This is a genomic window from Leptolyngbya sp. FACHB-8 (assembly GCF_014695575.1).
In the GTDB taxonomy this organism is placed as follows: domain Bacteria; phylum Cyanobacteriota; class Cyanobacteriia; order Elainellales; family Elainellaceae; genus Vacuolonema.
Window position 1 is genome coordinate 15,276 of the sequence record NZ_JACJOO010000090.1, and the last position, 25,221, is coordinate 40,496.

A 25,221-nucleotide genomic window follows, 5' to 3' on the forward strand; every position below is an offset into this window, starting at 1 on the left:
TTCCTCACAGACCCGTCATGTTACAAGCTGGAATTGTCGGACTTCCCAATGTTGGCAAATCGACCCTGTTCAATGCAGTGGTTGCCAACGCGAAGGCCCAGGCCGCGAACTTTCCCTTCTGCACCATTGAACCGAATACCGGAGTGGTGGCCGTTCCGGATGAGCGGTTGCAAGTGCTGGCCAATATTTCTAGCTCTGCAGAAATTATTCCCGCACGGGTCGAGTTTGTGGATATTGCTGGATTGGTCAAAGGGGCCAGCCAGGGGGAGGGGCTGGGCAACCAGTTTCTCGCCAATATTCGAGAAGTGGATGCGATCGTCCATGTTGTGCGTTGCTTTGAAAATGACGACATCATCCATGTATCTGGTTCTGTCGACCCCGTACGCGATATTGAAGTCATCAACCTGGAGTTGGCCTTGTCTGATCTGGCTCAAATTGAGAAACGGTTAGATCGCGCTCGAAAGCAAGCCAAAGGTAACAAAGAAATTCAAACAGAAGTCGCGGCTTTAGAGAAGTTTCTGCCTGTGCTCAACGAAGGTAAATCGGCACGGACTGTCGACCTCGAAGAAGAGGAAGAACTCCTGATTAAGCCGTTGGGTCTCCTCACCCGCAAACCTGTCATTTATGCCACCAATGTGTCTGAGGATGATTTGGCAACAGGGAATGCCTGGGTAGAGCAGGTGCGGGCGATCGCCGCTCAAGAGAATGCTCAAGTGATCATCATTTCAGCCCAGGTGGAATCTGAGTTGGTTGAGTTGTCCGAAGAGGAACGAGTTGATTTCCTGGAATCTTTAGGGGTGAAAGAAGGCGGCCTCAAATCCTTAATTCGTGCAACTTACGAGTTGTTGGGACTACGTACCTATTTCACCACCGGGCCTAAAGAAACTCGCGCCTGGACAATTCGTGCGGGTATGCTGGCTCCTCAAGCCGCTGGAGTGATTCACTCCGACTTCGAGCGGGGCTTTATTCGTGCCGAAACTGTGGCTTATAACGACTTAGTTTCCACCGGTTCCATGACCGCCGCCAAGGAAAAAGGCCTGGTGCGCAGTGAAGGCAAAGAATATGTTGTACAGGAAGGAGATGTTTTACTCTTCCGTTTCAACGTGTAGCTGAATCAAAAAAAGATGGGTGGCTGGGCCACCCATCTTTTTTTATTTGTATTGCTTTACGCCTTTTGCATCAGCTTAGGCCAAATGAGCTTGCACAGCTTCAGCCAATGCTGCTGTCCAATGCTCTGTTAGGGAAGCGCTGGCGGCTTCAACCATAACGCGAATCACGGGTTCAGTGCCGGAAGCCCGTACCAAAACACGGCCATTGGCACCCATGTCAGCTTCAGCGGCAGCGATCGCCTGCTGCACCGGTTCGCACTGTTGCCAGTTGAGGCGGCGATCGCGATCCTCTACCCGCACATTTCGCAGCAATTGTGGGAAGGTCTGGAAACTCTGATCTCGCAACTCGGTGAGTGATTGTCCCGACGCTTTAACAATGGAAGCCAAATGTAATGCTGTCTGCAAGCCATCACCAGACAACCCATAATGAGGACAGATGATGTGGCCCGACTGCTCGCCACCCAGCATGGCTCCCCGTTTCACCATTTCCGCATGAACGTACTGGTCGCCTACTGAGGTACGCACTAGAGTGCCACCCTGCTGCTGCCAGGCCCGCTCAAAGCCCAGGTTTGCCATGACCGTGGAAATAATCGTATTGCCGGGAAGTAAACCCTGCCGTTTGAGCTCCATACCCCAGAGATACAGGATGTAATCACCATCCACAACGCGGCCTTCTCCATCAACGGCGATCGCCCGATCTGCATCGCCATCAAAAGCAATGCCCAGGTCAGCCTGATGGGTCTGTACAGTAGCCTGAAGGGTTGCCAGGTGGGTAGAGCCGCAGTTGACATTGATGCGATTGCCATCAGGAACATCATGCAGGGAAATGACCTCTGCCCCCAAGTGACGGAAGACTTCAGCACCGATTCCTGCCGCTGCGCCCCAGGCCAAATCCAGCACAATTCGCAGACCGCAGAGACTCCGCTCCGGTAAAAACGGTGTATGCAGAGCATCAATATAGGTCTGTATCAGGTCAGCGCGATGGAAGGCTTTTTCTGTAGAGCTATTCAGCCATCGGACATTAGTCGCATCGCCCTGTCGCAAATTGGCTTCAATGGTGGCCTGGATGCTGCTGCTAAGCTTCGTTCCATCCGGGCCAAAAAACTTGATACCGTTATCTTCAGGAGGGTTATGGCTGGCAGAGATCATCACACCGCCTGCACCCTTAACGTGATGGCAGAGGTGAGCTACGACAGGGGTTGGGCACAGGCCAACGGTCCAAACTTCCCCGCCTGCTGCCATGAGACCATCGGTGAGGGCGATCGCCAGCGTCTCACTAGAGTTCCGCGAATCCCATCCTAAAATAAAGGGTCCATCTGCATTAGCAGACAATACTTGACCTGCACAGAAACCTACTTGAAATGCCAGCGCAGGGGTGAACCAATCTCCCACACGCCCACGGATGCCGTCGGTACCAAACAGCTTGCTGGCAGGTAAGTCTAGGGATTTTCCATAGTCTATCCCTACAGCATCTAGTACCCGCTGCTTCGAAGCACTCGTATACGGTTCCGATTCTTCAAAAACAGAAGACAAAACCATTGATTTACCACTCCACACATCACATCAGTGGAGCATACCACTTGTTGTTTAAGAAGTCTAAATACCTATTGACACTCACCCTGATTGTCAAAATTAAAACGTGGTATGTTCCTAAGAGGCTAATCGTATCGCTTCTCAAATAAATTAGCCTCCTTCTTTCCATAGAATTTTCATAACCTAACGGCAAAATCCGGCTGAATTGAACGGTTCGCTCGGCGAATATTTAGGAGCGCTTGAGTACAGGCTGTAGGCCAATAAAATAAACCCTTCTTTCATTTTTGAAGTGTTAGTTTGAATGGTTGAAGGTTACTAAGCGGCTTCATCTAATTCTTATAAAACAGTATATTTACGGATTCTATACTTGCTTCAGGCGACTTCCTAAAGCTGCGTAGCGTTTTCTTTAACCACTTTTCGAGAGCTGCCCTTTAAGGCAGCTACATGACTTTAAGTAACGTCAGTTCGGGATAAGCCGAGCCGCCCATTATTGCGTGCGCGTCGCGCACGCAATAATGGGCTTTTTCGAGTGCCGCGCGAAGCGCGGCACTCGAAAAAGCCCTTAACCCGAACTGAGGTTAAGTAGGTGATTGCAATTAAACATAAGACCCGGAATGCTGTGCCACCTGCAAAGCGGGCAGCACAGCATTTAGGTCTTATGTTTAGTGACGCCTACTGACTTAACTACAGAAAGTTTGTCGAGCTGACAAATGCTTTCACAGCGAGAATCTCGTTCGAGAGGTACGATTAAGCTGTAAGACAGGTAGGATTCGCAAGATTTAAGGTTGTAAATACGATTCCATCGTTGCCCAGGTAATTCCCTGTTCCAAATAGCGCGGGTTTTCAGGATTATAAGGAGCGGCTAGACGGTCAATGCTGACTATTTCACTATCGTCAGGTAAGACGGGAATATCAGGGTCAAAAGCCGTCGGTCGCATTAAGGAACTGGAGAAGCCCCGGAAAATTGCAATTTGATCCATTTCACCCTTTATTGTGACCGTAACAAGCAATACTTCATCAGGATGTTTAATCGTATATTTCTCAAGGCGTTGACCAATTGATGAATTCATCTCGTATCCTCTTTCTCCGAAGAATTACGTATTTGTCCTGAAGAGAACATCGTTATTTTATGAAGTATGGACGAGAGTAATAAGCCTTGGGAAGATTAAGAAAGGAGTCGTTGGCAAGTTGATCACCCTACTTATCATGAAGGACGATTGAGTAGTATGTTTTTAGCTGAGTTTTCGTTTAATGGAACCGCAGAACTGGCTGATGAACTTCTAATTCAGGCAACTTCTGAATTGGATGCCCGCCGTTTTGCGGAGGAGCATGCCTCCACTCTAGGTCTCGATCTTTTTTCGTTTGCTTCGGCAACTCAACAGCAAATTTGGCTCTATCAGACTTTGCACAAATTTATTCGTCTTGAGAGCTCTCAAGAGGAAACGAAATCAGCCGAATCTGTTTCATCAGAACAGCCTGTTGCTCAAGCCTAAGATGCTTATATATTTGGGTGCTCAGGGGTAGAGGCACGAGATATCGAAGGCTTTATCCTACAAATAACCGCTAAAAAATCGACTTAAAATTTTGTCCAAAAAATAGGCAGGCACAGTATACAACCTGTAGCCTGCCTATTTTGATAGGTGAGATAGAAAACTTAGTTTTCCATTTCTTCACCATCTTCATCCAGTTGCTTCAGACGAATATGCTTCCGTCCTAGAGAAATCTCAAACTCGTCTCCAGGTTGCAAGTTCATCTGCTTAGTGTAAGCAGAGCCTATCAACAGGTTTCCGTTGGATTGAACAGTAATGCGATAGCTCGCACTCCGCCCACCACGGCCATTAGAACCTGACTTTCCATCTAGTTGAATGCCTTCTGCTTCAATCAGGGCATTCAGGAACTTCATCATATTGACGCGCTCTACCCCAGCCTTGGTAGTCGTGTAATACCCACACTCTTTAGCTTTTTCCTCTTTACTGAGATGGTCAAGCTGCTTTACCTTGGCTAGCAGTGCCTCGCCTGTTAGCGGTTCGCCTTTCTTCTTTTTTGTCATCAACTTAACTCTGGGTCATTCAACTCTGAACGGCATGTAGAACACACAATCGAAATACAGTCGGAGAAACATCCGAGGTATTGCTAAATAGCAATCAGGCTGATTTCTGATTGGGTAACCTCATATTACCCCGCAGTAGTTGAATTTGTTCAAGTTTTTTCTGTCACGATTAGAGGATTTAGATAAACTTTGATATCCAGGTTTTTACAGAAAGTGGTCGATAGACGATGGGCTTTTAGGAAGACTTCGATTATCAGTAACAAAAGCTCTAGGATAATATCTTGAATGGGCTCTTATCTCCAGTGGATGGATGAATGCCGCAACCAAAAATCCACTTTAAATTGGCTACTTACAATGCGAAAGCAGGGAGATCGTTGAACTTTGCCTTCTATCGAATTAGTTTGGTTCTTCGTGTTCTTCGCCATCAAAAAAACTGCCCCTAAGAACAACTGACCAGTGTATTGCAGGTCAATTGAGGGGACATGTTCTTCGGGGGAACACTTAAGTCACGACCATAGTATATAGATAAACTTTCAAAAACTCACAGTTTCTTGTGTGGATAGAGCAGATTAGGGCGATCGCCCTAATCTGTCCACGGTTTTCCTAAGAAGAATATTTATTTCTTCTTACTTTGGCTGGCTACAACTACAGTAAGGTTCTATCCAGTGGGGGCTTTATACTTTATATGCCGATGTTCGGATCAAGCCTGTCTCCCACTACCAACAGTTATCCAGATGAAGTTAACAACCCGTGGGCATTACAGTGTTAAAGCCCTGCTGGATTTGAGTTTACAGCCAGGTTATGGCCCTGCTTCGGTAAAGGCGATCGCCGAACGACAGGGAATACCGGCTCCTTACCTGGAAAAACTATTAATTGAATTACGTCAGTCCAGCATTGTTATTTCCATTCGCGGATCTCAAGGGGGATATCGGTTGGCGCGATCGCCTGCCCATATTTCTCTGGGGCAAATTTTAGAGGCTGTCGGGGAAACTATTGATCCTCTCCCGCGTCATCAACCCAACGCAGAGCAGGCAGAAGACTGGGTGACGTTCGCGTTGTGGAATCGCCTTTATAAAAAGCTTCAGGAAGCACTCTACAACATTTCCCTTGAGGATCTGTACTACGATGCTCGGAGCTGGCAGGCATCTCAGGGAGCGACCACCAGCTTTGTGGTGTAGCTATTTTGGTGGTGCTAGGAGCTATGAAATGAGAGGTGGAACCGCGTGCCACTTCTCATTTCATAGCTCTCAGCAATGAGATTTTGTTCTGTCGTGAGCCCTAAGGGGATGAGCTCTTGACTCTAAAGCCCGAAAACCGCTCCCCCCAGGCGAACGGTTTTCGGGCTTCATTCGAAAATGAGAATTGCTGAACATGAGACAGCAATTCTCAGTATGGGCCTCAAAGCCAAGAGTTCACGCCCGTAGGGCGTGAACTCTTGGCTTTGAGGCCCGAAAACCGCGCGCCTTTAGTGCGCGGTTTTCGGGCCTGATTTCAAAATGAGAATTGCTGAACATAAGAACTCAGTGTTGACGAATAGGGCTCAATTCCGGCACAATGATATATTGTCTGTTTTCGGCTCGGATCAGGTAAGAATGCGATTCCTGAACCAGGCACGCAACCTGTACGGCCACTCATGAGAGGGATTTATGACCTACGCAATTATTGAAACGGGCGGGAAGCAGTTCCGCGTTGAGCCCGGTCGCTTCTATGATGTAGAGCGTTTGGCGGTAGAAGAGAACGGTAAAGTATCCATTGACCGTGTTCTATTTGTCGAGAACGATGGAGACATCTCCATTGGGCAACCCTGGGTTGAAGGGGCCACGGTTGAGGGTACAGTCTTACGTCATTTGCGGGGTCGTAAGATCGTCGTCTACAAGATGCGGCCTAAGAAAAAGACTCGTAAAAAGCAGGGTCATCGCCAAGAGCTGACACGCTTGATGATTGATTCCATTAATGTAGGCGGTTCCAGCAGCCAAGCTGCGGCTAAGTCTGAGCCTACTGATACCGCTGCCGCGGCTGAATAAGGCCTCACAACAGGGCGTGTTGCTGCACGGGCGATCGCTTTTTCGCTAAAGTAAAACCAGAACCAGGATGTAACGGGTTAGCAGTATGGCTCATAAGAAAGGTACAGGTAGTACACGGAACGGACGCGACTCTAATGCCAAGCGCTTAGGTGTTAAGCGTTATGGTGGTGAGGTTGTCAAAGCAGGCAATATTCTCATTCGTCAGCGCGGTACTCAAGTTCACCCCGGTGTGAATGTGGGTCGTGGTAGCGATGATACGCTCTTTGCTCTGGTTGATGGGATTGTCACCTTCGAGCGTAAGGGCAAGGATCGCAAGAAAGTTAGCGTTTACCCAGCAGTAGCAGAAGCTTCTGCCTAAGTGGTTTGTTGAACGGTTAATGTTTTGTTTGTAAAACGCGCAAAACATTAACCTTCTCCAAGGCTTTTCTAGCGTAATCGTGTAGACGCTATAGCTCAAAGATTGCACGAATTCTTAGCTCGGTTTTCTACTGGAAACCGGGCTTTTTGCTGGATTGCTGTTTATTGATAGCGCAATCCAAATCTATTTTTGTCCTTGGCAGGATATCTGGTTAGAGAAGCATAATATGCAGTACATTGCGCGGCACCGCTGCATATTATGCTTCTTCAACTGGGTTTGATATGAGTGAAGCACTCCACATTTCCGTTCTGTGCAAAGGATTCAGATTGCCGAACGCACTTACATGCTTCTATAAAGCTCCATTTGGGGGATGCCCGAAGATAGGCCTTTCTTCATGATGTAAAAGGCAGAAGGAATGCTCCTGCCTTTCAAACGTTGTACGCAAGAACGCGATTCGTGAAAATTCTTTTAACCTTGCAGCCTCAGACTCGGCGCAACTTATTGGTGTTGTTTACGGCGGGCCTTTTGTTTTGGGCTTCGTTGGCCGCAATGTTACCGGTGTTGCCGCTTTATCTTCAATCTATCGGTGGCAATGGGCAAGTTATTGGAATTGTGATGGGAGCTTTCGCGATTGGGCTCCTGGCTACTCGCGCCTTCCTGGCTCGCTTAGCTGACACCCGCGGGCGGAAGTTAGTGTTACTGATTGGCATTGCGACGGTAGCGATCGCTCCCTTTGGCTATGGTCTAACCGACTCATTCTCCTGGTTAATTGCCTTACGAGCGTTTCACGGTATTAGCATTGCGGCCTTTGCGCTGGCGTTTAGTGCTCTTGTCGTAGACCTATCTCCCGTTGCAAATCGAGGGGAGGTGATTGGTTACATGAGCTTAGTGAATCCCATCGGCATGGGAATTGGGCCGGCTTTAGGAGGTTTTCTACAATCTCGTTACGGATTCAATGCTGCGTTTTTGGCGTCAGCCTTGTTGGGAATTCTAGGATTGCTCTTTACCTTAGGGGTACGAGAGAGTGCACGTCCTGCTGGAAACACCCCAACTCCTGGGGGCTTGCAGTTTTGGGGAATGTTGGGCGCTCCTTCAATTCGTACACCAGCCGTGGTGCTGCTGTTGATTGGTCTGTCGTTTGGCGCCCTAACAACCTTTGTGCCGTTGTTGGTGACTGAGGTAGACGTTTCGATTAATGTGGGACTGTTCTACAGCACAGCCGCAATCGCTGGTTTTTCCAGTCGTCTGCTGGTGGGACGAGCATCCGACTACTATGGCCGTGGTCCTTTCATCTCGGGTAGCCTGATTCTCTATGCACTTGCCATGGCAACTCTATGGACAACGGATAGCGTCGCTGGATTTCTGCTGGCTGGGGTGCTGGAAGGGGCCGGAGCTGGAACGTTGATCCCGATGATGGCGGCACTAATGGCAGATCGCTCGGCTCCGGATCAACGGGGACAAACCTTTAGTTTGGCGATGGTAGGCTTTGATTTAGGGATTGCGATCGCAGGGCCAGTGTTAGGGGCGATCGCCATCCAGACAAGTTTCCGTACTGTGTTCGCCATTTCAGCGGGGCTTTCGCTGCTCGGGCTACTGGTATTTTTGACGTTATCTAGCAAAGACTTGCTCCACTCAGTGCGCTTTGCCCTGGGCCGAGGAAGGGATGTTTATGCCCTGGATGCGGTTCCAGTTCACTTGAGCAAGAAGTAAGAGGTTCGCGGTGTAAAGCGCAGCGAACCTCTTACCGTTAGATTCTGAATACAAAAAAGGAGCAGTTAATACTGCTCCTTTTTATTAACGGGCCAGGAGGGATTCGAACCCCCGACACCGTGGTCCGTAGCCACGTGCTCTAGTCCACTGAGCTACAAGCCCATCTCACAACTTCTTACTATACCACGATTGAGATGCAATACCTAGTCCCGTAAGCCTTTAGCCAGCAATTCTCAGTATGGGCATCAAAGCCGAGATTTGACTCTCAGCTTTGAAGCTCAAAATGAGAATTGCTGAGCTTTTAGATTAGTTTAAAGAACAAAAAAGGAGCAGTTAATGCTGCTCCTTTTTATTAACGGGCCAGGAGGGATTCGAACCCCCGACACCGTGGTCCGTAGCCACGTGCTCTAGTCCACTGAGCTACAAGCCCATCTCACGAGTTCTTACTATACCATAGTCGAGATGGTCTCTGCAAGAACCGCGCAACACATTTGTTTTTGTCATTCAAACCCAAACCGCTGCGCCTTACTAATAATAACTTGATGGGGGAACATTTTTAAGCCTGTTTTTTCGGAAAATTTTCTAAATATTTTCACATCCACTTTGGGGAGAGGCGGGCTGCGTTATATTCCGTTTCTTCGTTTCCAAGATGACAAGATCAGTCATAACGCTGAAGCCATGAATCCAGTACGGTGGAGGAAGGCGCACAGAATATCGCTCCACATGGGTAAAACGTTATGACGAATTTTTCCTCCAACTCCCTGACTCACCTGGATGCTCAGGGGCAGGCCCAGATGGTTGATGTTTCTGCAAAGGCACAGACGGTGCGAGAGGCGATCGCCTCGGGTCTTGTTCGCATGCAAAGCACAACCTTGGAAACTATCCAATCGGGCAACGCTCCTAAAGGAGATGTTCTGGGAACGGCACGGATCGCAGGCATTATGGCAGCTAAGCAAACCTCCCAACTGATTCCCCTCTGCCATCCGCTGCCTCTGCAAAAAGTGGAAGTGCAAATTACCCCTGATTTTGATCTGCCGGGCTATCGAATTCAGGCGACCGTCCGCACGAAAGCGGAAACGGGTGTCGAAATGGAAGCTCTAACCGCTGTTTCCATTGCGGCTCTGACCTTGTATGACATGGCAAAAGCACTGGAAAAATCGATGCAAATTGAGTCTATTCATCTCGTCAGTAAAACGGGTGGAAAATCGGGGGATTATCGAGCCGAGTGAACGTAGATGAGGGATCTCGTGCAGCCTGGAGAAGGTCGACCTCATCCCTCACCTGATCGGAAAAAGATATAAAAAGGTTGCCCTTATCCTCCCCTGTCTCCTTGCTCCTCTGCCTTTTTGCCTTCTTACAGCGCTTTGCGCTTGAGCCAGTCAGAGTTGTTTTTGTGAGAGCCGCGCAGAGCGCGGCTCTCACAAAAACAACCAGATTTTAAGCGCTTGAAAAGCGCTGTAAAATAGATATATTCATTGCTCAGGTGTTCCTATGCCCCCCCGTTGGTCTCGTGTTCCGACTCGCCAGGATCCCGATTTTCGTCGTCTGGATGATCGCATGACGTTTGCTGTGCATGTGGCTGCGTTTATCGCCGTTAACAGCGGTCTGTGGTTTTTCCGGTTGGTACAGATGGAGTCGTGGCCCTGGACAGTCTGGGTAACGGGAGCCTGGTTGACTGCACTGGTGGTGCATGGACTTGTGATCTTTGCGATCGCCGATTATTCTAAATAAGCAGTAATACATGTAGAACGGACGCATTTTGTTGATTGTGGTGTGTTCACCCCACAATCAACAAAGATCACCAAATATAACGGATGTGTGCAAGCCCTGACATAGGTGCGTCACAGATTGATTATGTAGAGATCAACAGAATTCGTCCTCACCAGGAATTGACCCCATATAAAATTCCGTTTTAGAACGGGAAGAGAGCGTGAGACAGAATCTACGCTCTCTTTTTGTCTTAATCTTTGTCATATCAAAACTGAGGTAGCCCCAATTCGGGATACGCTCAAGTGCCCATTTGAGTATGCACTCCGCCCTCGCAAAAGCCCTAACCTGAACTCAGGTTGAGGTAGCGTTAGTGCTGTTCTAGAGGTGTATAGCGCTGTGCACGTTGATTAAGTACGGTGGTGTGGGGCACGAAGTGCCCCACACCACCGTTGCTGTACTTAACGCACTTGCACATTGCTATAGTTAGTTATTGTCAGAGGGATGTTGAACATAAAAGCGGAATAAAAATAGGGAAGCTTCTTTAAGAAGCTTCCCTTGCATCACAGTGTAGATGGAAATTAAACGGCAACTGGAGACTTAACGCAGCCCAGATAAGCGTATAGTTCCTCACCCTCGATCACTTCCCGGTCGAGGAGTTGGGTTGAAATTTCTTCCAACAAGTCGCGGTTTTCTTTGAGAATGTCCAGGGCTTTCTCGTGAGCAGATTCTACAATGCCCTTGACTTCCTGGTCGATCGCCTCAGCAGTTTGAGCACTAACCATACGGCGAGGATTTGAGCCATCCGCTCCCAGGAAATTGTTGCCCTGATTTTGCTGATAAGCCAGAGGCCCTAACACCTTACTCATGCCGTAGGTGGTAACCATGCGCTCAGCCATTTCGGTGGCCCGCTGTAGGTCGTTCGCGGCTCCAGTAGTAATACTGCCGAAAACAACTTCTTCAGCCGATCGCCCACCCAACAGGGTCGCAATCTGTCCTTCCAACTCGATCTCGCTTAGTAGGAAGCGATCCTCTGTTGGCAGTGAGAGAGTGTAGCCCAGAGCCGCCATACCTCGGGGAACAATGGAGATCTTCTCCACTTTATTGCTACCGGGCATCACGGCACCGACCATAGCATGGCCGACTTCGTGGTAAGCCACAATTTTCTTCTCTTTTTCGTTAAGGACGCGACTCTTCTTCTCCAAACCGGCGACAACCCGCTCGACGGCTTCAGCAAAGTCCTCTTGGGTGACAAGTTGGCGATTGTTACGGGCAGCCAGTAGGGCAGCCTCATTTACCAGGTTGGCCAGATCCGCTCCGGCAAAACCGGGGGTACGGGTGGCGATCGCCTTCAGATCCACACTCGGCCCCAACTTTACATCCTTGGCGTGGATTTCGAGAATAGCGAGGCGACCGGTCAGGTCAGGGCGATCGACCAGCACCTGGCGGTCAAATCGACCGGGACGTAATAGAGCTGGATCCAGGCTTTCGGGACGGTTGGTTGCAGCCAACACAATCACCGTCTGCCCACCTGCAGCAAAACCATCCATTTCGGTGAGCAACTGGTTCAGGGTTTGTTCCCGTTCATCATTGCCACCATAGAAGCCGCCGGTTGCTCGAGACTTACCAATGGCGTCCAATTCATCAATGAAGATGATACAAGGAGATTGCTTTTTGGCTTGCTCAAACAGGTCACGAACCCGCGCAGAACCAACCCCTACGAAGAGTTCAACAAACTCGGAACCCGAGATACTGAAGAAGGGGACTCCCGCTTCGCCGGCTACAGCACGTGCCAGCAAGGTTTTTCCAGTACCAGGAGGTCCAACCAACAGGACTCCTTTGGGAATTCGGGCACCAATATCTGTAAATTTCTGGGAGTTTTTTAAGAAATCTACAATCTCGACTAATTCAGTTTTGGCTTCTTCGACCCCAGCCACATCGGCAAAGGTAATTTTGCCAGCATCGCCTTCCACATAAACCTTGGCCTTACTCTTGCCAATAGAAAGGGCACCCTGAGGGCCGCCACCGCCCCGGTTCAGGAAGAACTGCCAGATCCCTACAAAGATTAAGGGGGGAATGACCCATCCCAGCAGGCTGGTAAACCAGTTACCTCGAGCCGGAGGGATAGCGGAAAATTCTACTTTTTGTTCTTCTAAAAGTTTGGGCAGGTTCAGGTCAAAAATGGGAGTGGTAGAAAGCACCGATCCGGCTGTTTCCCCTTCATCTTTAAGCTGATACCGAATTTGATCTTGTCCAATGGAAGCACGCGCTACTTCCCCTTCGCTAACCTGATGGATAAACAAGCTGTAGGGAACCCGTGGAATGGAAGGGCCAAAGAACACGGGAAGTAGCAGATTGATTAACAGGTAAATGCTCGATCCAATTAGCAGAAATCTGCCAATAACACGAGACCGTGGGGGTTGCGGCTGATCTTTGATTGGCATTGCGAAGAATGCTCCTTGGCTAAACAGATTAACATCGGGCGCTATGGGCAAACACCTTCTCCGACACCGTAAAGGTTGGCAGGCTCTCCAGTGATCCTCCTGTGGAGGGGAAATGGAGACAACTGCCATGGGATGGCACAGCCGAACGTCCCGTTGATTTATGAGAGACGCTGCTCGTTATGTTACGAATTGCAATCTCTGTACCGATCTTAGATGCTTTAGGGAATAGGGGCGGGGCGGTTAAGGGGAGGAAACCCGAACTCAAGTATTCGTAGGTGTATATTGATAGCCATTTATGAGAAGAGAGGGCCGTGCTAAGCACGGCCCTCTCTTCTATAGCTTTACTGAAGCTGGTTAGAAAAGATTATTGTTGAAAAGCTATACGGAGCGCGACTTCTCAACGATAATCTTCTCGTTTTGAAGGGCGTGAGACCTTATGAATATAGGGGACAAAAAAGGGGCCAAGCGGCCCCTTTTCCGCATCCGGTAGTTTGAGTGGTGGTGGTTAGGCAGTTTCCATCCAGTCGAAGATTTTGTCGAGTTGCTCCAGCGTAATGAGGCCGTACTGCCAGAGCACCATCGGCAGCATGTTGGAGTCCTGACCCTGCTTCAAAGCAACGGCAATGGACGCGGCGGGGATAGCCAGTTCGTCTCGGAGGAACTGGATGAGGCGTGTCTGGGTTGAGGAGGTAGTAGTCATTGCCATTGCCCTTAAGAAAAATACCGGATTGTTAAGTTGTGAAACAAAAATTCAGAATTGATGATGATGATTATAGCGACAATCTTTGTACTCTGATCCGATCCAAAGAAATGCTTGCTAGGTCCCTAAAAAGGTAGACTTCCGGCCGCTGAGCTAAGCCCAAGGGGGAATCCGGTTGAGAATGATCCCCTAAAACTTTTCTCAGATTATGACGGTAAAAGATGAGTTTTTCGTGAGGACAATATTAATCTACACTCACAACGCGTCCGGTTTCCGAGGCGCAACGGATGGCTTCAGCAACTCGCAGGGCGTATAGGCTCTCTTGAGGCGTGACATATAGGGGCTGGCCCAAGGTTAGGGCGTCCAGCACCATAGCAGTATCTTTGGCGAAGAGCCCACGACGGCTACCCAAATCGAGCGATCGCTCCTGATCTGCCAAAATCAGCGTGCCAACTTCTCCAGCAATCTGAATGGCACCCTGTTCTCCATGAATGAGTAAAACCCGTTCATCACTCCAGAGGGCCTCACCTTTGCCGTACACCACATCGGCAATCAACCCGTTGGTAAATTTTAGCTGGGCTGAGGCGATACATGTGGTGAAGGCTTGGCCGGGTAACCCGTCTCCCCAAAACCGGGACTCGCAGGAAACGTGAGCAACAGAACCAAATAGATTCGTTAGACGGTGGATGCGTGAAAGTGCTCCCACAAAGGGGAAGCCAAATAAATCATTGTGGTAGCTCCATCGGTCAGGAGCAGGGCGTTTGGCAGTCAGATCGGTATACCGTACATAAAACGGTGTGCCAATTTCGGGGAGGGATTGGGCGATCGCCCCATGAATCCCACTTAATAATTCAATATGCTCAACGTGGAGCAGCCGTTGTTTGGATGCGGCTAGTTCCAGCAAAGACTCAGCTTCGGCGACGGTGAGAGCCAGGGGATATTCCAGCACGACATGCTTGTGAGCTTCCAGGGCAGCTCGGGCGATGGTTCCGTGATCCCGGTTAATGGTTGCAATAACGACCAGATCAACGCTGGGGTGAGTGACGAGGGCATGCCAGTCGGTGAGGGCGATCGCACCATAGGGGGCTACTAGCTCCTGCGTTTTTTCTAGATTGCGCCCAGCCATGGCAACTAAGTGTGATCGCCTGTCCCCGTGAAAGGTTTCTGCACGCACTTTTGCGGCATACCCTGTCCCAACAATACCAACCCCAATGGAATCCATAAATATAAGTGGATCTGTCCCTGTATTCAGCAACACTAAATTGTAGGGTCAGATGGTCGATCTTATGGGTCAGAGGATGATTTTCGTGGAAAAATTACCGTTTGAGAAAGGCCATCTGAAGTTCCTCAGGCTGATGCATAAATAATCTTTTCCTATTACATGGATAATCCTGGCAGAAGCAGGCTGATTCCTTGTCCAAAATTATTCGTAGATATCAAGTCTAGCTATAGATTAGCTGAGGTGCTTTGAACTACACGAAGCCTGCAACTCGTAGAGTGTAGACCTTGAGTTCGCTGGCCATAAACTTTTCTGAGAACGGTCAAAATTTCTAGACTTTTGAGCTATAAATGCCTCTCAGAGCCAGATACAGTGTTGTTTCTAATGCTTGCCTGACGACTGATTTCAAGTTTGGAGAGGACAGTTTTTTTGAGCTTCTTTTTTAAGGGGTAGTGATCGTCGCATCGGATGGTCTTTCTTGCCAGATGCGTTTTCGCAAGTATAAGTAATCTGACATTAATACCCAGCCTTTCATTACGAATCCCGTTCACCCTTAGGGGCAAGATACGGTTACAGGGTATAAGTTTTCTCGTAGTATCAGAAGGAGAGTTTGCCCTCAAAGAGGTATCTTGATCTTTGTGCGGTAAGCGCTTAAAGCCGTTTTCAGAATTGAGAGGATTGTTGCATGGCAACTTTTAAGGTCACCTTAATTAACGAGTCTGAAGGTCTGAATACAACGATTGATGTCGCTGACGACGTTTATATTCTGGATGCTGCTGAAGAGCAAGGCATCGACCTTCCTTACTCCTGCCGCGCGGGTGCTTGCTCCACCTGTGCTGGCAAGATCAAAGAAGGCACGGTAGACCAGTCTGACCAATCCTTCTTGGATGATGATCAGATCGAAGCAGGTTATGTTCTCACCTGCGTTGCCTACCCCACCTCTGACTGCACCATCCTGACCCACCAGGAAGAAGAACTCTACTAGGCTGCGCTCTAAAGTTCTGCGCTTGATTTTTCGCGCGCTTCGCGTGCGAAAAATCAAGTATTCATTAAAACCAAGAACCTTGCTGTGCCATCGTTTTGCCATAACACAGCAAGGTTCTTGGTTTTAATTGCTTCTGCTGGGGCGAGATGTTGGTGCAGTAGACGTTTCACCAAAAATGTCTGTTCCTTTGTGTGCAGATTTTGAATAACCTCAGTTCGGGTTAAGGGCTTTTTCGAGTGCCGCGCGTCGCGCGGCACTCGAAAAAGCCCCTTATTGCGTGCGCGTCGCGCACGCAATAAGGGCGGTTCGGCTTATCCCGAACTGACGTTGAATAGCAGGATGTGTTTAAAACTTTGCATGGGTGGTGTTGGATCGCTTCGCATCTGTGGGTTTCAGGTCAGGTTTGGGTGATGTAGTGGATGATCTGCCATAGTTTTTTGAGGCGACGTGATGCTGAATAATCCTTCGCTGCTTTTTAGGGAGCTCATTACAGTAAAGGAGGGGCGCGTTATCTCGGTGTATCGGCGTATCGGATGGCGATCGCAGGGATAGAGATTGGAGGATTGTGGATGATGGCCGATAAGGAGCGACAGAGGGAATGGCCTGACGCTGTAGCCGTGAAGCAGAAGGCGTTGGAATTGGGTTTTCATAAGGTGGGAATTGCGGCAGTAGATGGCTGGGATCAGGCCGTTGCTGTGCATCTTCAACGGTGGTTGGATCGGGGGTATCAGGCGGATATGGCCTGGATGGCGCGCCCGGCTCGGCAGGATGTGCGTCAGGTGATGCCGGGAGTGCAGTCAGTGATTGCCGTGGCGTTGAACTATTACGCAGGGCAGGAGCGATCGCCCGAACCCGGTCATGCCAAGATTGCGCGTTACGGTTGGGGGCGCGATTACCACCGGGTAATGGATAAACGCCTGAAGGCTCTGACCCGGTGGCTGTTAGAGCAAGGGGATGGAATTGAAGCTCGCTATTATGCTGACACAGGCCCCATTCAAGATAAGGTTTGGGCTGAGCGGGCCGGATTGGGATGGATTGCGAAGAACAGCAATGTGATTACGCGGGAGTATGGCTCCTGGGTGTTTTTGGGGGAGGTGTTAACGAATGTGCCCCTGATCCCAGATTCTCCCCATACGCAGCATTGTGGAACTTGCACTCGCTGCCTGGAAGCGTGCCCAACGGGGGCGATCGCCCAACCCTTTGTTGTCGATGCCAACCGCTGCATTGCTTACCACACGATTGAAAACCGAGCGGAAGATCTGCCAGAAGCTCTCAAACCGAATCTGCAGGGTTGGGTGGCGGGGTGTGACATTTGTCAGGATGTATGTCCCTGGAATCAACGGTTTGCCCAACAAACAGATGTGGCCGACTTTCAGCCATACCCGTGGAATGTCAACCCAACTTTGGCGGAACTGGCAGAGTTGTCGGATGAGGAATGGGGCGATCGCTTTCAGGGTTCTGCCTTGCGGCGTATCAAGCCAGCCATGCTCCGACGCAATGCTCAGGCGAATTTGGAGTCCCAGAATCTAACATCAGAGCCTTAGGAGATTTCTGAGAAACAATATCCCCATTATTTGGAAAAAAGGCGCGGCGAAGCCGCGCCTTTTTTCCAAACAATGGGGAAGTTCTTATCTGGAAATCTCCTTAGTTCTGACGAATGTTGCTCTAAACGTGTGGCTGGTTGTTGTGGGAGGGTGCTTATCGTACCTCTACCAACAACCAACCACACGTTTGAAATTTGAGTTTGTGAGAAGACGTTAGGTAATCGGAGTTCGGGTTAAGGCGTTTTCGAGTGCTGCTGCGTATTGCGCAGTACTCGAAAACACCAAAATGAACACTTCAGCTTATCCCCGAGGTTAGGTAAAAACTACAGCATCCTGACAACCAAAGCTTTTGTGACAGCTAGAAGATTGCCACGCTTTCCCGGACGACGGCGGGAGATTGAGGATAAGAATTGCTATGGCAATCTGTGAGTAAAAGGGCAGCCATTTTCAGTCCATCTCCTACAATTGGGAAAATGTCTTGAGCCCAAGGCTGCCTTGCTCAAGAAAACGCCTTGTGGAATGGGTTCAATCAAACTGGGGCAAAAATCGTGGTGAAGCGTGTGGTAAAGCGGAGTTCTATCATTGTTATTTCTCTTCTCTGTGGTCTGGTAGGGCTTGGGAAGCCGGTCTACAGTCAGGCTTTAGTGCCTCACGTACCGCAATTAGATGCCCAACGGTTACGGGAACAGGGATTAATTCTGGCCCAGGAGTCAGCTCAGTTAGCCCAATTTCAGCAGTTTGACTTGGCCCTGGTGCGTGCCCAATTAGCAACTCAACTGATTCCAGACGATCCACAAATTTGGGCGCTGCTTGGGAGTTTGTATCTTCAGGTGGGGCAGGAGGAGCCAGCAATTACGGCGCTGCAACAGGCACGTAATTTTGATCGCGAGAATGCGGCTGTTTTGTTTGCCCTGGGTACCGCTTACTTCCGTACACAGAATTACGGTCAGGCGGTGGAATCGTTGCAGGCTGGGCTGCGTATCCAGTCAGAGGAACCAGGGGCGCTGTTTGACCTGGGTAATTCGTATTTCAAGCTGAAGCAGTATGACAAGGCGATCGCAGCCTATCAGGATGCCTATGAGATAGAAGAAAATTTTTGGCCTGCGATTAACAACATCGGCCTGGTGCTGTACGAGCAGGGCGATGTTGATGGAGCCCTGGAACAATGGCGGACGGCCGTAGCAATTGATGAGCTGCAACCGGAACCGAGGCTGGCCATGGCGATCGCCCTCTACAGCAAAGGAGATGTAGAGGCGGCAATTACGGAAGGGCAGCAGGCACTCCAATTAGATGTTCGCTATGCGGATGTGGAATTTTTGAAGGAAAATTTGTGGGGCGATCGGTTGCTGTCGCAAACGCAGTCGTTTTTAGCGCTTCCTCGCGTTCGCGAAGTGGTGGCGCGGCTACAGCAGCCTTAGCACTGGTTTGTTTCGTTATCAAAGAGAGAGGATGAGTGCAAAGCACCCATCCTCTCTCTTTGTGGTTCTGAACCATAAGGCTATGGTTATCGCTATAGGCATTTTCATTAGGACAAAAGGAGTGAGTGCTTTGCACTCACTCCTTTTGTCTTAATGAAAATGCCTAGGATTATTTATGCTCCACCCGAGCAAGGCGTATAACAGTAGGCGCATCTCCCTATTGAGAAGACGTGAGTATACCGTTACCGGCGTTGAGCAGAAGCGACCAGGGGCCGCTGCGCAGGGCTGCTAAACAGTTGTTGGAGCATATTGTCTCGTCCGTTTAGGGTTTCGTAGAAGAAGAAGGAAACTCCCGCGTATTGGCGATCGCGTATAGCTTGTATTTGTTGTTGCAAGAGGTTTTGGTCTGTCAAACGATTGCGTAATCCTGCAAGTACACCAACAGCTACGGGAATGTGGCTGCGGGCTTGCTGGACAGCAGGATGATTTAACTCCTGGGTGAAACCTGTCAGGTTGTCGCGATAAACCTGGAGGATTAATTCTTCGATATAACCGGCTCGTTCCCAGGAGCTCCAGTCTTGAAGGTAGTGGTTGTAGGAAAAGTCTTGGGAGTTTGGAGAGAGGGCAACGATCGCATTGGGTTTTACCCGTTTAATCGTGGTAAACGTCCGCTGCATCAAGCTCGTAATCTGGTTCGCCCGCCAGCGCATCCACTCGGGGTCTTGGGAGTTGGCAGGAGGGGTGCGCCCGTTGTGTTGCTGACGGTAAAGGTTGACGGTGTAGGGGTCATAGCCCAGTTCGGCAGGCAGGCCGAAGTGGTCATCCAGTTGCAGACCATCCACATCGTAGCGGGTGACAATTTCCCCGATCAAACCCAGAAGAAATTGCTGCACTTCTGGGTGAAAGGGATTGAGCCACACGCGGGGATAAATCCCTTCCATAATGACCTTAGAGCCATCGCGTCGTTGGGTGACCCAGTCGGGATGCCGAATGACTAGCTCAGAATCCGCTGGGGCCATTAATCCAAATTCAAACCACGGCACCACTGCCAGGCCCATATCATGACCGTTTTCTACAGCCTCCTCTAACACATCTCGTCGTCGCAGGCTGCGATCGGGGAGCTGGGCGCGACCAATCACCTGCTCAGCGAGAGGGCTGGGGTAAAGGGTGTAGCCCCAGTTCCAGACGGTGGGGTAGACCGTATTGAAGTGGAGTCGGGCGAGGCGCTGCATCCCATTGCGCAGGTTGCGACGGGAGAACATGACGCTGCTATCAATGTTGGTCAGCCAAACCCCTCGGAGTTCTGTGGGGGCCGAAGCAGGAACGCGTTGGGCAACGGCTCGCATAGCTTCCCAGGGTTGGGCTACGACAAGCGCACAGATCAGAAGGCTCAGAAAAAACAGGGAAAGGCGTCGAAAAGATTGTCGCAGAGGTCGTAGAACCAAGCGAAAACCGGATTCCTGATGGAACCCACCCAGTTGAGAAGAAGTACGCATGGCTAAGAAAGAAGGAAATGGCCTCAATATCTCCTCTTCGCTCTGGAAACCAAGCTCCCAGGAAAAATTGAGGACTCTTCTCTACCTGACGGTAGAGAACTCACTAAAGTTGCTGCACAGGAAGGAGGACAATGTGGTACAAATGTACGTGTAACACGTAGAAGGCTGACCAGGAAATGACTCTGCTGAGTTTGACTACTTCAACAGCCCCATCACCTGATCAACAAACTGCTGGTGATCGACGACAGGTTTCGAAATGTAACCATCGGCACCGCTCTGCTTGAGGAAGGTCTCGCGATCGCCCTCCATAGCATGGGCTGTTACCAAGACCACGGGCAAGTCTGATGTGGAGGGATCTTCTTTGAGCATCTGGGTAATCCGAATGCCGTCCACAGGTTTTCCTTGATAGACACTATGGGAGAGGGAAACATCCATGAGGATGATGTCGACTTCGCGCGATCGCGCAATCTGCATCACTTCGTCAACGTTCTCGGTGTGCTTGACGTCTAGCCCACCCCGCTTAGTCAGAATTTTGGAGAAAACCCGCGCATTAATAGGGTCATCTTCCACAATCAGCACTGTTTTCATATTGTGAACCTACTGCATAGTGTTTAGAATGAGCCATTTTGACAAACAGAACACAGCCATTTTCAAAAAATATGATTCTTTCACTGGCTCAGTCTGTTAGGAGTAATAGCTTATCCCATCATTTTTAGGTTCCTCAGGAGGAACATTTCCTGCTCACCTTCACATAATTTTTAAAGAAGGAGGGCCAATTACCCTAAAATCCATCGTTGCGAGGTGTGGTTACCGCTATAGTCACTTAAGCACACCTGATGAACGGTTTACCTGACACGTTGACCGATCTTCGGCCCCCTGACCATTTCCCCTAATCTGCATTGGAAGGATTAAAGATACACCATGGCTGAGCAATTGAACCTCCCCACTGGAAATGTCGTTTCTACGGCCCTCCATACCGAGGTGCAACGATCCTACCTGGAATACGCCATGAGTGTAATCGTAGGGCGGGCACTGCCGGATGTGCGCGATGGCCTGAAACCCGTGCATCGGCGCATTCTCTACGCTATGCATGAGTTGGGATTAACGCCCGATCGCCCCTTCCGAAAATGCGCCCGTGTGGTGGGAGACGTGCTGGGTAAATACCACCCCCACGGCGATCAGGCGGTTTATGATGCTCTAGTGCGGATGGTGCAAGATTTTTCTAGCCGTTATCCGCTCTTGGGTGGCCATGGGAACTTTGGCTCGGTAGATGACGATCCTCCAGCAGCGATGCGATATACGGAGACGCGCCTCTCTCCCGTCAGCAACGAGGCCATGCTGACGGAGATTGGAGAAGCCACCGTCAACTTCATCCCCAACTTTGACAACTCTCAGCAGGAACCCGTTGTTCTTCCAGCCCAGCTCCCATTCCTGGTGCTGAATGGCTCCTCAGGAATTGCGGTGGGTATGGCGACCAACATTCCGCCCCACAACCTGGGGGAAGTGGTGGATGGGTTGATTGCCATGATCGATAATCCCAACCTGTCGGATGAAGCGCTATTTAATTTCATCCCCGGCCCGGATTTTCCCACGGGAGGCGAAATCGTCGGTACGGATGGCGTGCGAGAAGCCTATCGCACAGGGCGGGGCAGTATTCCTGTGCGAGGAGTGGCGCAGTTTGAGGAGATTCAGCCAGGACGAGGACGGCATCGACGTCCAGCGATCATCATTACGGAACTGCCCTACCAGGTCAACAAAGCAGCCTGGATTGAGAAGGTAGCGGATCTAACCAACCAGGGCCGACTGGAGGGAATTCAGGACATTCGGGATGAGAGCGATCGCGACGGGATGAGAGTCGTGATTGAACTAAAGCGGGAGGAGAATCCCCAGCGGCTCCTGAACAAGCTTTACAAGATGACGACGCTGCAAGTCAACTTTGGCGCAATTTTCCTGGCTCTGGTGGATGGCCAACCCCGGCAGATGCCTTTGAAAGAGGTACTTCAGCATTTCCTCTCCTTCCGGGAGGAAACCCTGACCCGGCAGTATCGCCACGAATTGCAAAAGGCGGAAAACCAGATCCACGTTCTGGAAGGACTGCTGCGGGCCTTGGATAACCTGGATGCCATTATCGATATTCTGCGGAATGCCCCCGATGGGACGACGGCGAAGACGCAGTTCCAGGCACAGTTTGGGTTTAGCGATCGCCAATCCGACGCCATCCTCTCCATGCCCCTGCGCCGACTCACCGGGATGGAGCGGCAAAAGCTTCAGGACGACTTTGATCAAATTCGTACCCGCATTCAGGAGCTACAGCGACTTTTGACGGAGCGCAAAGAGTTGCTGAAAGCCCTCAAGAAGGAACTGCGGAGCCTCAGAAAACAGTTTAACGATGCTCGTCGTACGAAAGTGCTGAGCGCTTCAGAACGGGCAGAAGAAGTGGAAGGTTTGGCGGGGTTGGAATCCGAAGTGCTCGAAGATGAGGTGGTGTTAGAGTTCACCCAACGCGGCTATGTGCGCCGTTCCACCCCGAAAGCCTTCCAGCGTCAACAAGCTCGCCTGGAACCCCCGGCTCCCAAAAAACTGGTGGAGTATGACGACCTGGCAACCCAGGTGGAAGCAGCAACCACTGGGCAGCAGGTGTTGGTGTTAACGCGCAGTGGTAAGGCGTTTGCGATCGCCGTTCGCGACATTCCTCAAACCACGCGGCAATCGAAGGGAACCCCCCTGGTGACCCTGCTGCCCCAAGGCGGTAGCCCCGAGGAGATCGTGGCCCAGTTTGTGCTTGGGGATGCCGTCGATGAAGTGGAGTTGATTTTGTTGACGACCAAGGGCCGGATCAAGCGGTTGCCGTTGAGCGAATTTACGAACCTGACCGCCCGAGGGTTAACGGCTCTCAAGCTGAAAGAGGATGATGAGCTGCAACAGGCTATTTTGGCCTTTCCGGGAGATAACTTGGTGCTGGCCACCACAGGTGGGCGGTTGCTCCGGTTTGAAGTAAACGACGAGCAATTGCCCATTCAGGCGCGTTCTGCTCAAGGTCTGGTGGCCTTGCGACTGGGTAAGAACGAAAGTTTGGTCGGTTGTGTTGCTCTGGCCCCTGAGGATAGCTTTGTGCTGGTGACTACCCAGGGTTTTGGGGTGCAGCGGCAGGCATCGTCTTTGCGGTTAGCCAATCGAGGTGATTTAGGTGTGCAGGGCTTGCAGTTCCCCAATAAGACCGATACCTTGCGATCGCTTGCTCCGGCCTGGAGTAATACCTCGTTGACAGTGCGAACGGAGGGCGATCGCATGGCTCTGATTCCCGTCGATGACATTCCTGTTGCCAGCCGGTCAGTCGCTGCTGAGGCTCTATTGAAGCTGCCCAAGGGGGAGAAGATTGCCCAGGTACTCCCTGATCCGTTACCTCCCGATGAGGAAGAGGGAGAATCTGATCTCGACCAACAGGAAAATTCGGAAGAATAGGGGAGAATAAGCAGATTGGTTTCTACGATTGCCCCAACTAAATCGGGGCGTCGTCGTTTCCTCCCTTTCCTCAGCGAATTCTGAACTAATTACTGTGGCGCAGGTTGTTCTCGAAAATATCTACAAAAGCTTTCCCCCCCGGAAAGGTCGCTCGTCGTCCTCTACGGAGGAGGGTGCCGATAGTCAGGCGGTAAGCGTGCTGCGCCGGATTAACCTGACGGTGTATGACGGGGAATTTATGGTGCTGGTGGGGCCATCGGGCTGCGGTAAGAGTACGCTACTGCGCCTGATTGCTGGGCTGGAGACGGTGACGGGGGGCAATATTTGGGTGGGCGATCGCCGTGTCAATGACCTCCCTCCCAAGCAGCGGGATATTGCGATGGTGTTCCAGAGCTATGCTCTGTATCCCCACATGTCGGTGTACGAGAATCTGGCCTTTGGGCTGCGGCGATCGCAGGCTCCCGGTAATGTTGGCAATGACTCAGCCTGGGAACGGGCGTTGGTAGCGGCAACTCGGCCTCTTCCCAAGGGGCTGCGCTATTGGTCAGAACCGGAGCGGCAGGTGGAGCAGCGGGTGCGAACGGTGGCACAGATGCTTCAGATCGATACCCTGTTGGATCGGTTGCCGAAGCAGCTTTCGGGTGGGCAAAAGCAACGGGTGGCCCTGGGGCGAGCGATGGCACGAAATCCGCAAGTTTTTTTGATGGATGAGCCGCTATCGAATTTGGATGCAAAGTTACGGACGGAAACCCGAGCACAGATCGTGAATTTGCAGCGGAAGTTGGGGACAACGACCATCTATGTGACGCACGATCAGACGGAAGCGATGACGATGGGCGATCGCATTGCTGTCCTGAATGCGGGGCAAATTCAGCAGATCGCAACGCCGCTAGAACTTTACAATCATCCAGCTAATGAATTTGTAGCGGCATTTATTGGTTCGCCACCGATGAATTTTTTGGAGGTGCAGGTGCAGGCTCCGTTGCTGATCGCCGATGGTCAGTTTCGTCTGACGTTGCCGGAGTTTTGGGAGCCAGCGTTGAGGCCGTATCAGGGGCGATCGCTTCGCCTTGGAATTCGGCCGGAGCACTTTAGCATTAGTGCTCCAGCTCCTAAGAATCTGCCTGTGCGCGTGGAGCGGGTCGAGGCATTGGGTTCGGAAACCTATTTGACGGTGCGACGAACGGATGTGGCAGATGAGCCGCTGCTTCAGATTCGTGTTGAGCCCGATCGGCGGGTTTCGTTGCGAGAGGATTTGTGGTTGGCGTTGGCTCCGGATAAGTTGCATTTGTTTGATCGGGAAACGGGGTTGGCGATCGCACCATCCTGAATATTCAGGACTTATTATTGTGCATTCTTGTTGTGTGTGGTGTGCGAAGCACACCACACACAACAAGAATGCACTAAACGTAGTGGATCTGCGTAAGTCCTATAAGTAAGCTACGGGAGTAGCTTACTTATA

General features: G+C 50.6%; 21 protein-coding genes and 2 tRNA genes. 13 read left to right on the forward strand and 10 right to left on the reverse strand.

Annotated elements, in window-relative coordinates; all coding sequences use genetic code 11:
- Positions 1–17: 17 nt before the first annotated feature.
- Complete coding sequence (gene ychF, locus H6F91_RS26160; RefSeq protein WP_190770896.1) at positions 18–1,109, forward strand: redox-regulated ATPase YchF; 1,092 nt, start codon at positions 18–20, stop codon at positions 1,107–1,109.
- A 75-nt stretch (positions 1,110–1,184) separates the two neighbouring features.
- On the opposite strand, the gene glmM is transcribed toward ychF, so the two are convergent.
- A complete protein-coding gene (glmM, locus tag H6F91_RS26165; protein ID WP_190770895.1) occupies positions 1,185–2,648 on the reverse strand; it encodes a phosphoglucosamine mutase in 1,464 nt (487 codons plus the stop codon).
- A 773-nt stretch (positions 2,649–3,421) separates the two neighbouring features.
- The gene (locus H6F91_RS26170) at positions 3,422–3,712 is read right to left on the reverse strand and encodes a hypothetical protein (RefSeq protein WP_190770894.1); all 291 of its coding nucleotides are present in this window, start codon (positions 3,710–3,712) and stop codon (positions 3,422–3,424) included.
- Between the two features lie 156 nt (positions 3,713–3,868).
- Here H6F91_RS26170 and H6F91_RS26175 point away from each other — a divergent pair, with 156 nt between their 5' ends.
- Positions 3,869–4,135: a hypothetical protein gene (locus H6F91_RS26175; RefSeq protein WP_190770893.1), complete on the forward strand. Its 267-nt coding sequence runs from the start codon at positions 3,869–3,871 to the stop codon at positions 4,133–4,135.
- 161 nt (positions 4,136–4,296) lie between these two features.
- Here H6F91_RS26175 and H6F91_RS26180 read toward each other — a convergent pair whose 3' ends face one another.
- On the reverse strand, positions 4,297–4,692 hold the full coding sequence (locus H6F91_RS26180; RefSeq protein ID WP_190770892.1) for an AbrB family transcriptional regulator: 396 nt from the start codon (positions 4,690–4,692) through the stop codon (positions 4,297–4,299).
- 734 nt (positions 4,693–5,426) lie between these two features.
- On the opposite strand from H6F91_RS26180, the gene H6F91_RS26185 reads away from it, so the two are divergent.
- The 4 genes from H6F91_RS26185 (at position 5,427) to H6F91_RS26200 (ending at position 8,784) form a co-directional block, all read left to right on the forward strand.
- On the forward strand, positions 5,427–5,870 hold the full coding sequence (locus tag H6F91_RS26185) for an RrF2 family transcriptional regulator (protein ID WP_190770891.1): 444 nt from the start codon (positions 5,427–5,429) through the stop codon (positions 5,868–5,870).
- 468 nt (positions 5,871–6,338) lie between these two features.
- Entirely contained in the window at positions 6,339–6,716 is a 378-nt protein-coding gene (gene rplU, locus H6F91_RS26190; RefSeq protein ID WP_190770890.1) for a 50S ribosomal protein L21, read from the forward strand.
- An 85-nt stretch (positions 6,717–6,801) separates the two neighbouring features.
- A complete protein-coding gene (rpmA, locus tag H6F91_RS26195; protein WP_190770889.1) occupies positions 6,802–7,074 on the forward strand; it encodes a 50S ribosomal protein L27 in 273 nt (90 codons plus the stop codon).
- Positions 7,075–7,530: 456 nt separating this feature from the next.
- On the forward strand, positions 7,531–8,784 hold the full coding sequence (locus H6F91_RS26200; RefSeq protein ID WP_190770888.1) for an MFS transporter: 1,254 nt from the start codon (positions 7,531–7,533) through the stop codon (positions 8,782–8,784).
- Between the two features lie 88 nt (positions 8,785–8,872).
- Here H6F91_RS26200 and H6F91_RS26205 read toward each other — a convergent pair.
- Together H6F91_RS26205 and H6F91_RS26210 are read right to left on the reverse strand one after the other, a co-directional pair.
- Positions 8,873–8,946: transfer RNA gene (locus H6F91_RS26205), tRNA-Arg, on the reverse strand.
- Between the two features lie 194 nt (positions 8,947–9,140).
- Positions 9,141–9,214: transfer RNA gene (locus H6F91_RS26210), tRNA-Arg, on the reverse strand.
- Between the two features lie 307 nt (positions 9,215–9,521).
- On the opposite strand from H6F91_RS26210, the gene moaC reads away from it, so the two are divergent.
- Both moaC and H6F91_RS26220 read left to right on the forward strand, forming a co-directional pair.
- Positions 9,522–10,013: a cyclic pyranopterin monophosphate synthase MoaC gene (moaC, locus tag H6F91_RS26215; protein WP_190770887.1), complete on the forward strand. Its 492-nt coding sequence runs from the start codon at positions 9,522–9,524 to the stop codon at positions 10,011–10,013.
- Positions 10,014–10,275: 262 nt separating this feature from the next.
- On the forward strand, positions 10,276–10,515 hold the full coding sequence (locus H6F91_RS26220; protein ID WP_190770886.1) for a 2TM domain-containing protein: 240 nt from the start codon (positions 10,276–10,278) through the stop codon (positions 10,513–10,515).
- Positions 10,516–11,072: 557 nt separating this feature from the next.
- Here the strand turns inward: H6F91_RS26220 and ftsH4 are convergent.
- The 3 genes from ftsH4 to H6F91_RS26235 all read right to left on the reverse strand — a co-directional run bounded on the left by ftsH4 (position 11,073) and on the right by H6F91_RS26235 (position 14,857).
- A complete protein-coding gene (ftsH4, locus tag H6F91_RS26225; protein ID WP_190789551.1) occupies positions 11,073–12,935 on the reverse strand; it encodes an ATP-dependent zinc metalloprotease FtsH4 in 1,863 nt (620 codons plus the stop codon).
- A gap of 505 nt (positions 12,936–13,440) precedes the next feature.
- Positions 13,441–13,635, reverse strand: a complete 195-nt coding sequence (locus tag H6F91_RS26230) for a DUF2949 domain-containing protein (RefSeq protein WP_190770884.1) — start codon at positions 13,633–13,635, stop codon at positions 13,441–13,443.
- Between the two features lie 244 nt (positions 13,636–13,879).
- Positions 13,880–14,857: a Gfo/Idh/MocA family oxidoreductase gene (locus tag H6F91_RS26235; RefSeq protein WP_190770883.1), complete on the reverse strand. Its 978-nt coding sequence runs from the start codon at positions 14,855–14,857 to the stop codon at positions 13,880–13,882.
- 682 nt (positions 14,858–15,539) lie between these two features.
- On the opposite strand from H6F91_RS26235, the gene H6F91_RS26240 reads away from it, so the two are divergent.
- The 3 genes from H6F91_RS26240 to H6F91_RS26250 all read left to right on the forward strand — a co-directional run bounded on the left by H6F91_RS26240 (position 15,540) and on the right by H6F91_RS26250 (position 18,801).
- Entirely contained in the window at positions 15,540–15,839 is a 300-nt protein-coding gene (locus tag H6F91_RS26240) for a ferredoxin (protein ID WP_190770882.1), read from the forward strand.
- A gap of 572 nt (positions 15,840–16,411) precedes the next feature.
- Positions 16,412–17,383 (forward strand): tRNA epoxyqueuosine(34) reductase QueG, encoded by a 972-nt coding sequence (gene queG / locus H6F91_RS26245; protein ID WP_190770904.1) that lies wholly within the window; start codon positions 16,412–16,414, stop codon positions 17,381–17,383.
- 548 nt (positions 17,384–17,931) lie between these two features.
- Complete coding sequence (locus H6F91_RS26250) at positions 17,932–18,801, forward strand: tetratricopeptide repeat protein (RefSeq protein WP_347280090.1); 870 nt, start codon at positions 17,932–17,934, stop codon at positions 18,799–18,801.
- Between the two features lie 242 nt (positions 18,802–19,043).
- Here the strand turns inward: H6F91_RS26250 and H6F91_RS26255 are convergent, their stop codons facing one another.
- Positions 19,044–20,297 (reverse strand): glycoside hydrolase family 10 protein, encoded by a 1,254-nt coding sequence (locus tag H6F91_RS26255; protein WP_190770881.1) that lies wholly within the window; start codon positions 20,295–20,297, stop codon positions 19,044–19,046.
- 195 nt (positions 20,298–20,492) lie between these two features.
- Entirely contained in the window at positions 20,493–20,885 is a 393-nt protein-coding gene (locus H6F91_RS26260) for a response regulator (RefSeq protein ID WP_190770880.1), read from the reverse strand.
- Between the two features lie 333 nt (positions 20,886–21,218).
- Between H6F91_RS26260 and gyrA the strand changes: the two genes are divergently transcribed.
- Positions 21,219–23,759 carry a DNA gyrase subunit A gene (gyrA, locus tag H6F91_RS26265; protein WP_190770879.1) on the forward strand — a complete coding sequence of 847 codons (2,541 nt, stop codon included), beginning with the start codon at positions 21,219–21,221 and terminating at the stop codon, positions 23,757–23,759.
- A 94-nt stretch (positions 23,760–23,853) separates the two neighbouring features.
- A complete protein-coding gene (locus H6F91_RS26270) occupies positions 23,854–25,089 on the forward strand; it encodes an ATP-binding cassette domain-containing protein (RefSeq protein ID WP_190770878.1) in 1,236 nt (411 codons plus the stop codon).
- The last annotated feature ends 132 nt before the right edge of the window (positions 25,090–25,221 follow it).

What these genes read in the sequence shown, in the direction of transcription:
- queG (WP_190770904.1), top strand. Translation starts at nt 16,412, where the DNA reads ATGGCCGATAAGGAGCGACAGAGGGAATGGCCTGACGCTGTAGCCGTG.
- H6F91_RS26230 (WP_190770884.1), bottom strand. Translation starts at nt 13,635, where the DNA reads ATGACTACTACCTCCTCAACCCAGACACGCCTCATCCAGTTCCTCCGA.
- H6F91_RS26255 (WP_190770881.1), bottom strand. Translation starts at nt 20,297, where the DNA reads ATGCGTACTTCTTCTCAACTGGGTGGGTTCCATCAGGAATCCGGTTTT.
- H6F91_RS26235 (WP_190770883.1), bottom strand. Translation starts at nt 14,857, where the DNA reads ATGGATTCCATTGGGGTTGGTATTGTTGGGACAGGGTATGCCGCAAAA.
- rpmA (WP_190770889.1), top strand. Translation starts at nt 6,802, where the DNA reads ATGGCTCATAAGAAAGGTACAGGTAGTACACGGAACGGACGCGACTCT.
- H6F91_RS26180 (WP_190770892.1), bottom strand. Translation starts at nt 4,692, where the DNA reads ATGACAAAAAAGAAGAAAGGCGAACCGCTAACAGGCGAGGCACTGCTA.
- H6F91_RS26185 (WP_190770891.1), top strand. Translation starts at nt 5,427, where the DNA reads ATGAAGTTAACAACCCGTGGGCATTACAGTGTTAAAGCCCTGCTGGAT.
- H6F91_RS26170 (WP_190770894.1), bottom strand. Translation starts at nt 3,712, where the DNA reads ATGAATTCATCAATTGGTCAACGCCTTGAGAAATATACGATTAAACAT.
- H6F91_RS26260 (WP_190770880.1), bottom strand. Translation starts at nt 20,885, where the DNA reads ATGAAAACAGTGCTGATTGTGGAAGATGACCCTATTAATGCGCGGGTT.
- rplU (WP_190770890.1), top strand. Translation starts at nt 6,339, where the DNA reads ATGACCTACGCAATTATTGAAACGGGCGGGAAGCAGTTCCGCGTTGAG.
- glmM (WP_190770895.1), bottom strand. Translation starts at nt 2,648, where the DNA reads ATGGTTTTGTCTTCTGTTTTTGAAGAATCGGAACCGTATACGAGTGCT.
- ftsH4 (WP_190789551.1), bottom strand. Translation starts at nt 12,935, where the DNA reads ATGCCAATCAAAGATCAGCCGCAACCCCCACGGTCTCGTGTTATTGGC.
- ychF (WP_190770896.1), top strand. Translation starts at nt 18, where the DNA reads ATGTTACAAGCTGGAATTGTCGGACTTCCCAATGTTGGCAAATCGACC.
- H6F91_RS26220 (WP_190770886.1), top strand. Translation starts at nt 10,276, where the DNA reads ATGCCCCCCCGTTGGTCTCGTGTTCCGACTCGCCAGGATCCCGATTTT.
- moaC (WP_190770887.1), top strand. Translation starts at nt 9,522, where the DNA reads ATGACGAATTTTTCCTCCAACTCCCTGACTCACCTGGATGCTCAGGGG.
- gyrA (WP_190770879.1), top strand. Translation starts at nt 21,219, where the DNA reads ATGGCTGAGCAATTGAACCTCCCCACTGGAAATGTCGTTTCTACGGCC.
- H6F91_RS26240 (WP_190770882.1), top strand. Translation starts at nt 15,540, where the DNA reads ATGGCAACTTTTAAGGTCACCTTAATTAACGAGTCTGAAGGTCTGAAT.
- H6F91_RS26175 (WP_190770893.1), top strand. Translation starts at nt 3,869, where the DNA reads ATGTTTTTAGCTGAGTTTTCGTTTAATGGAACCGCAGAACTGGCTGAT.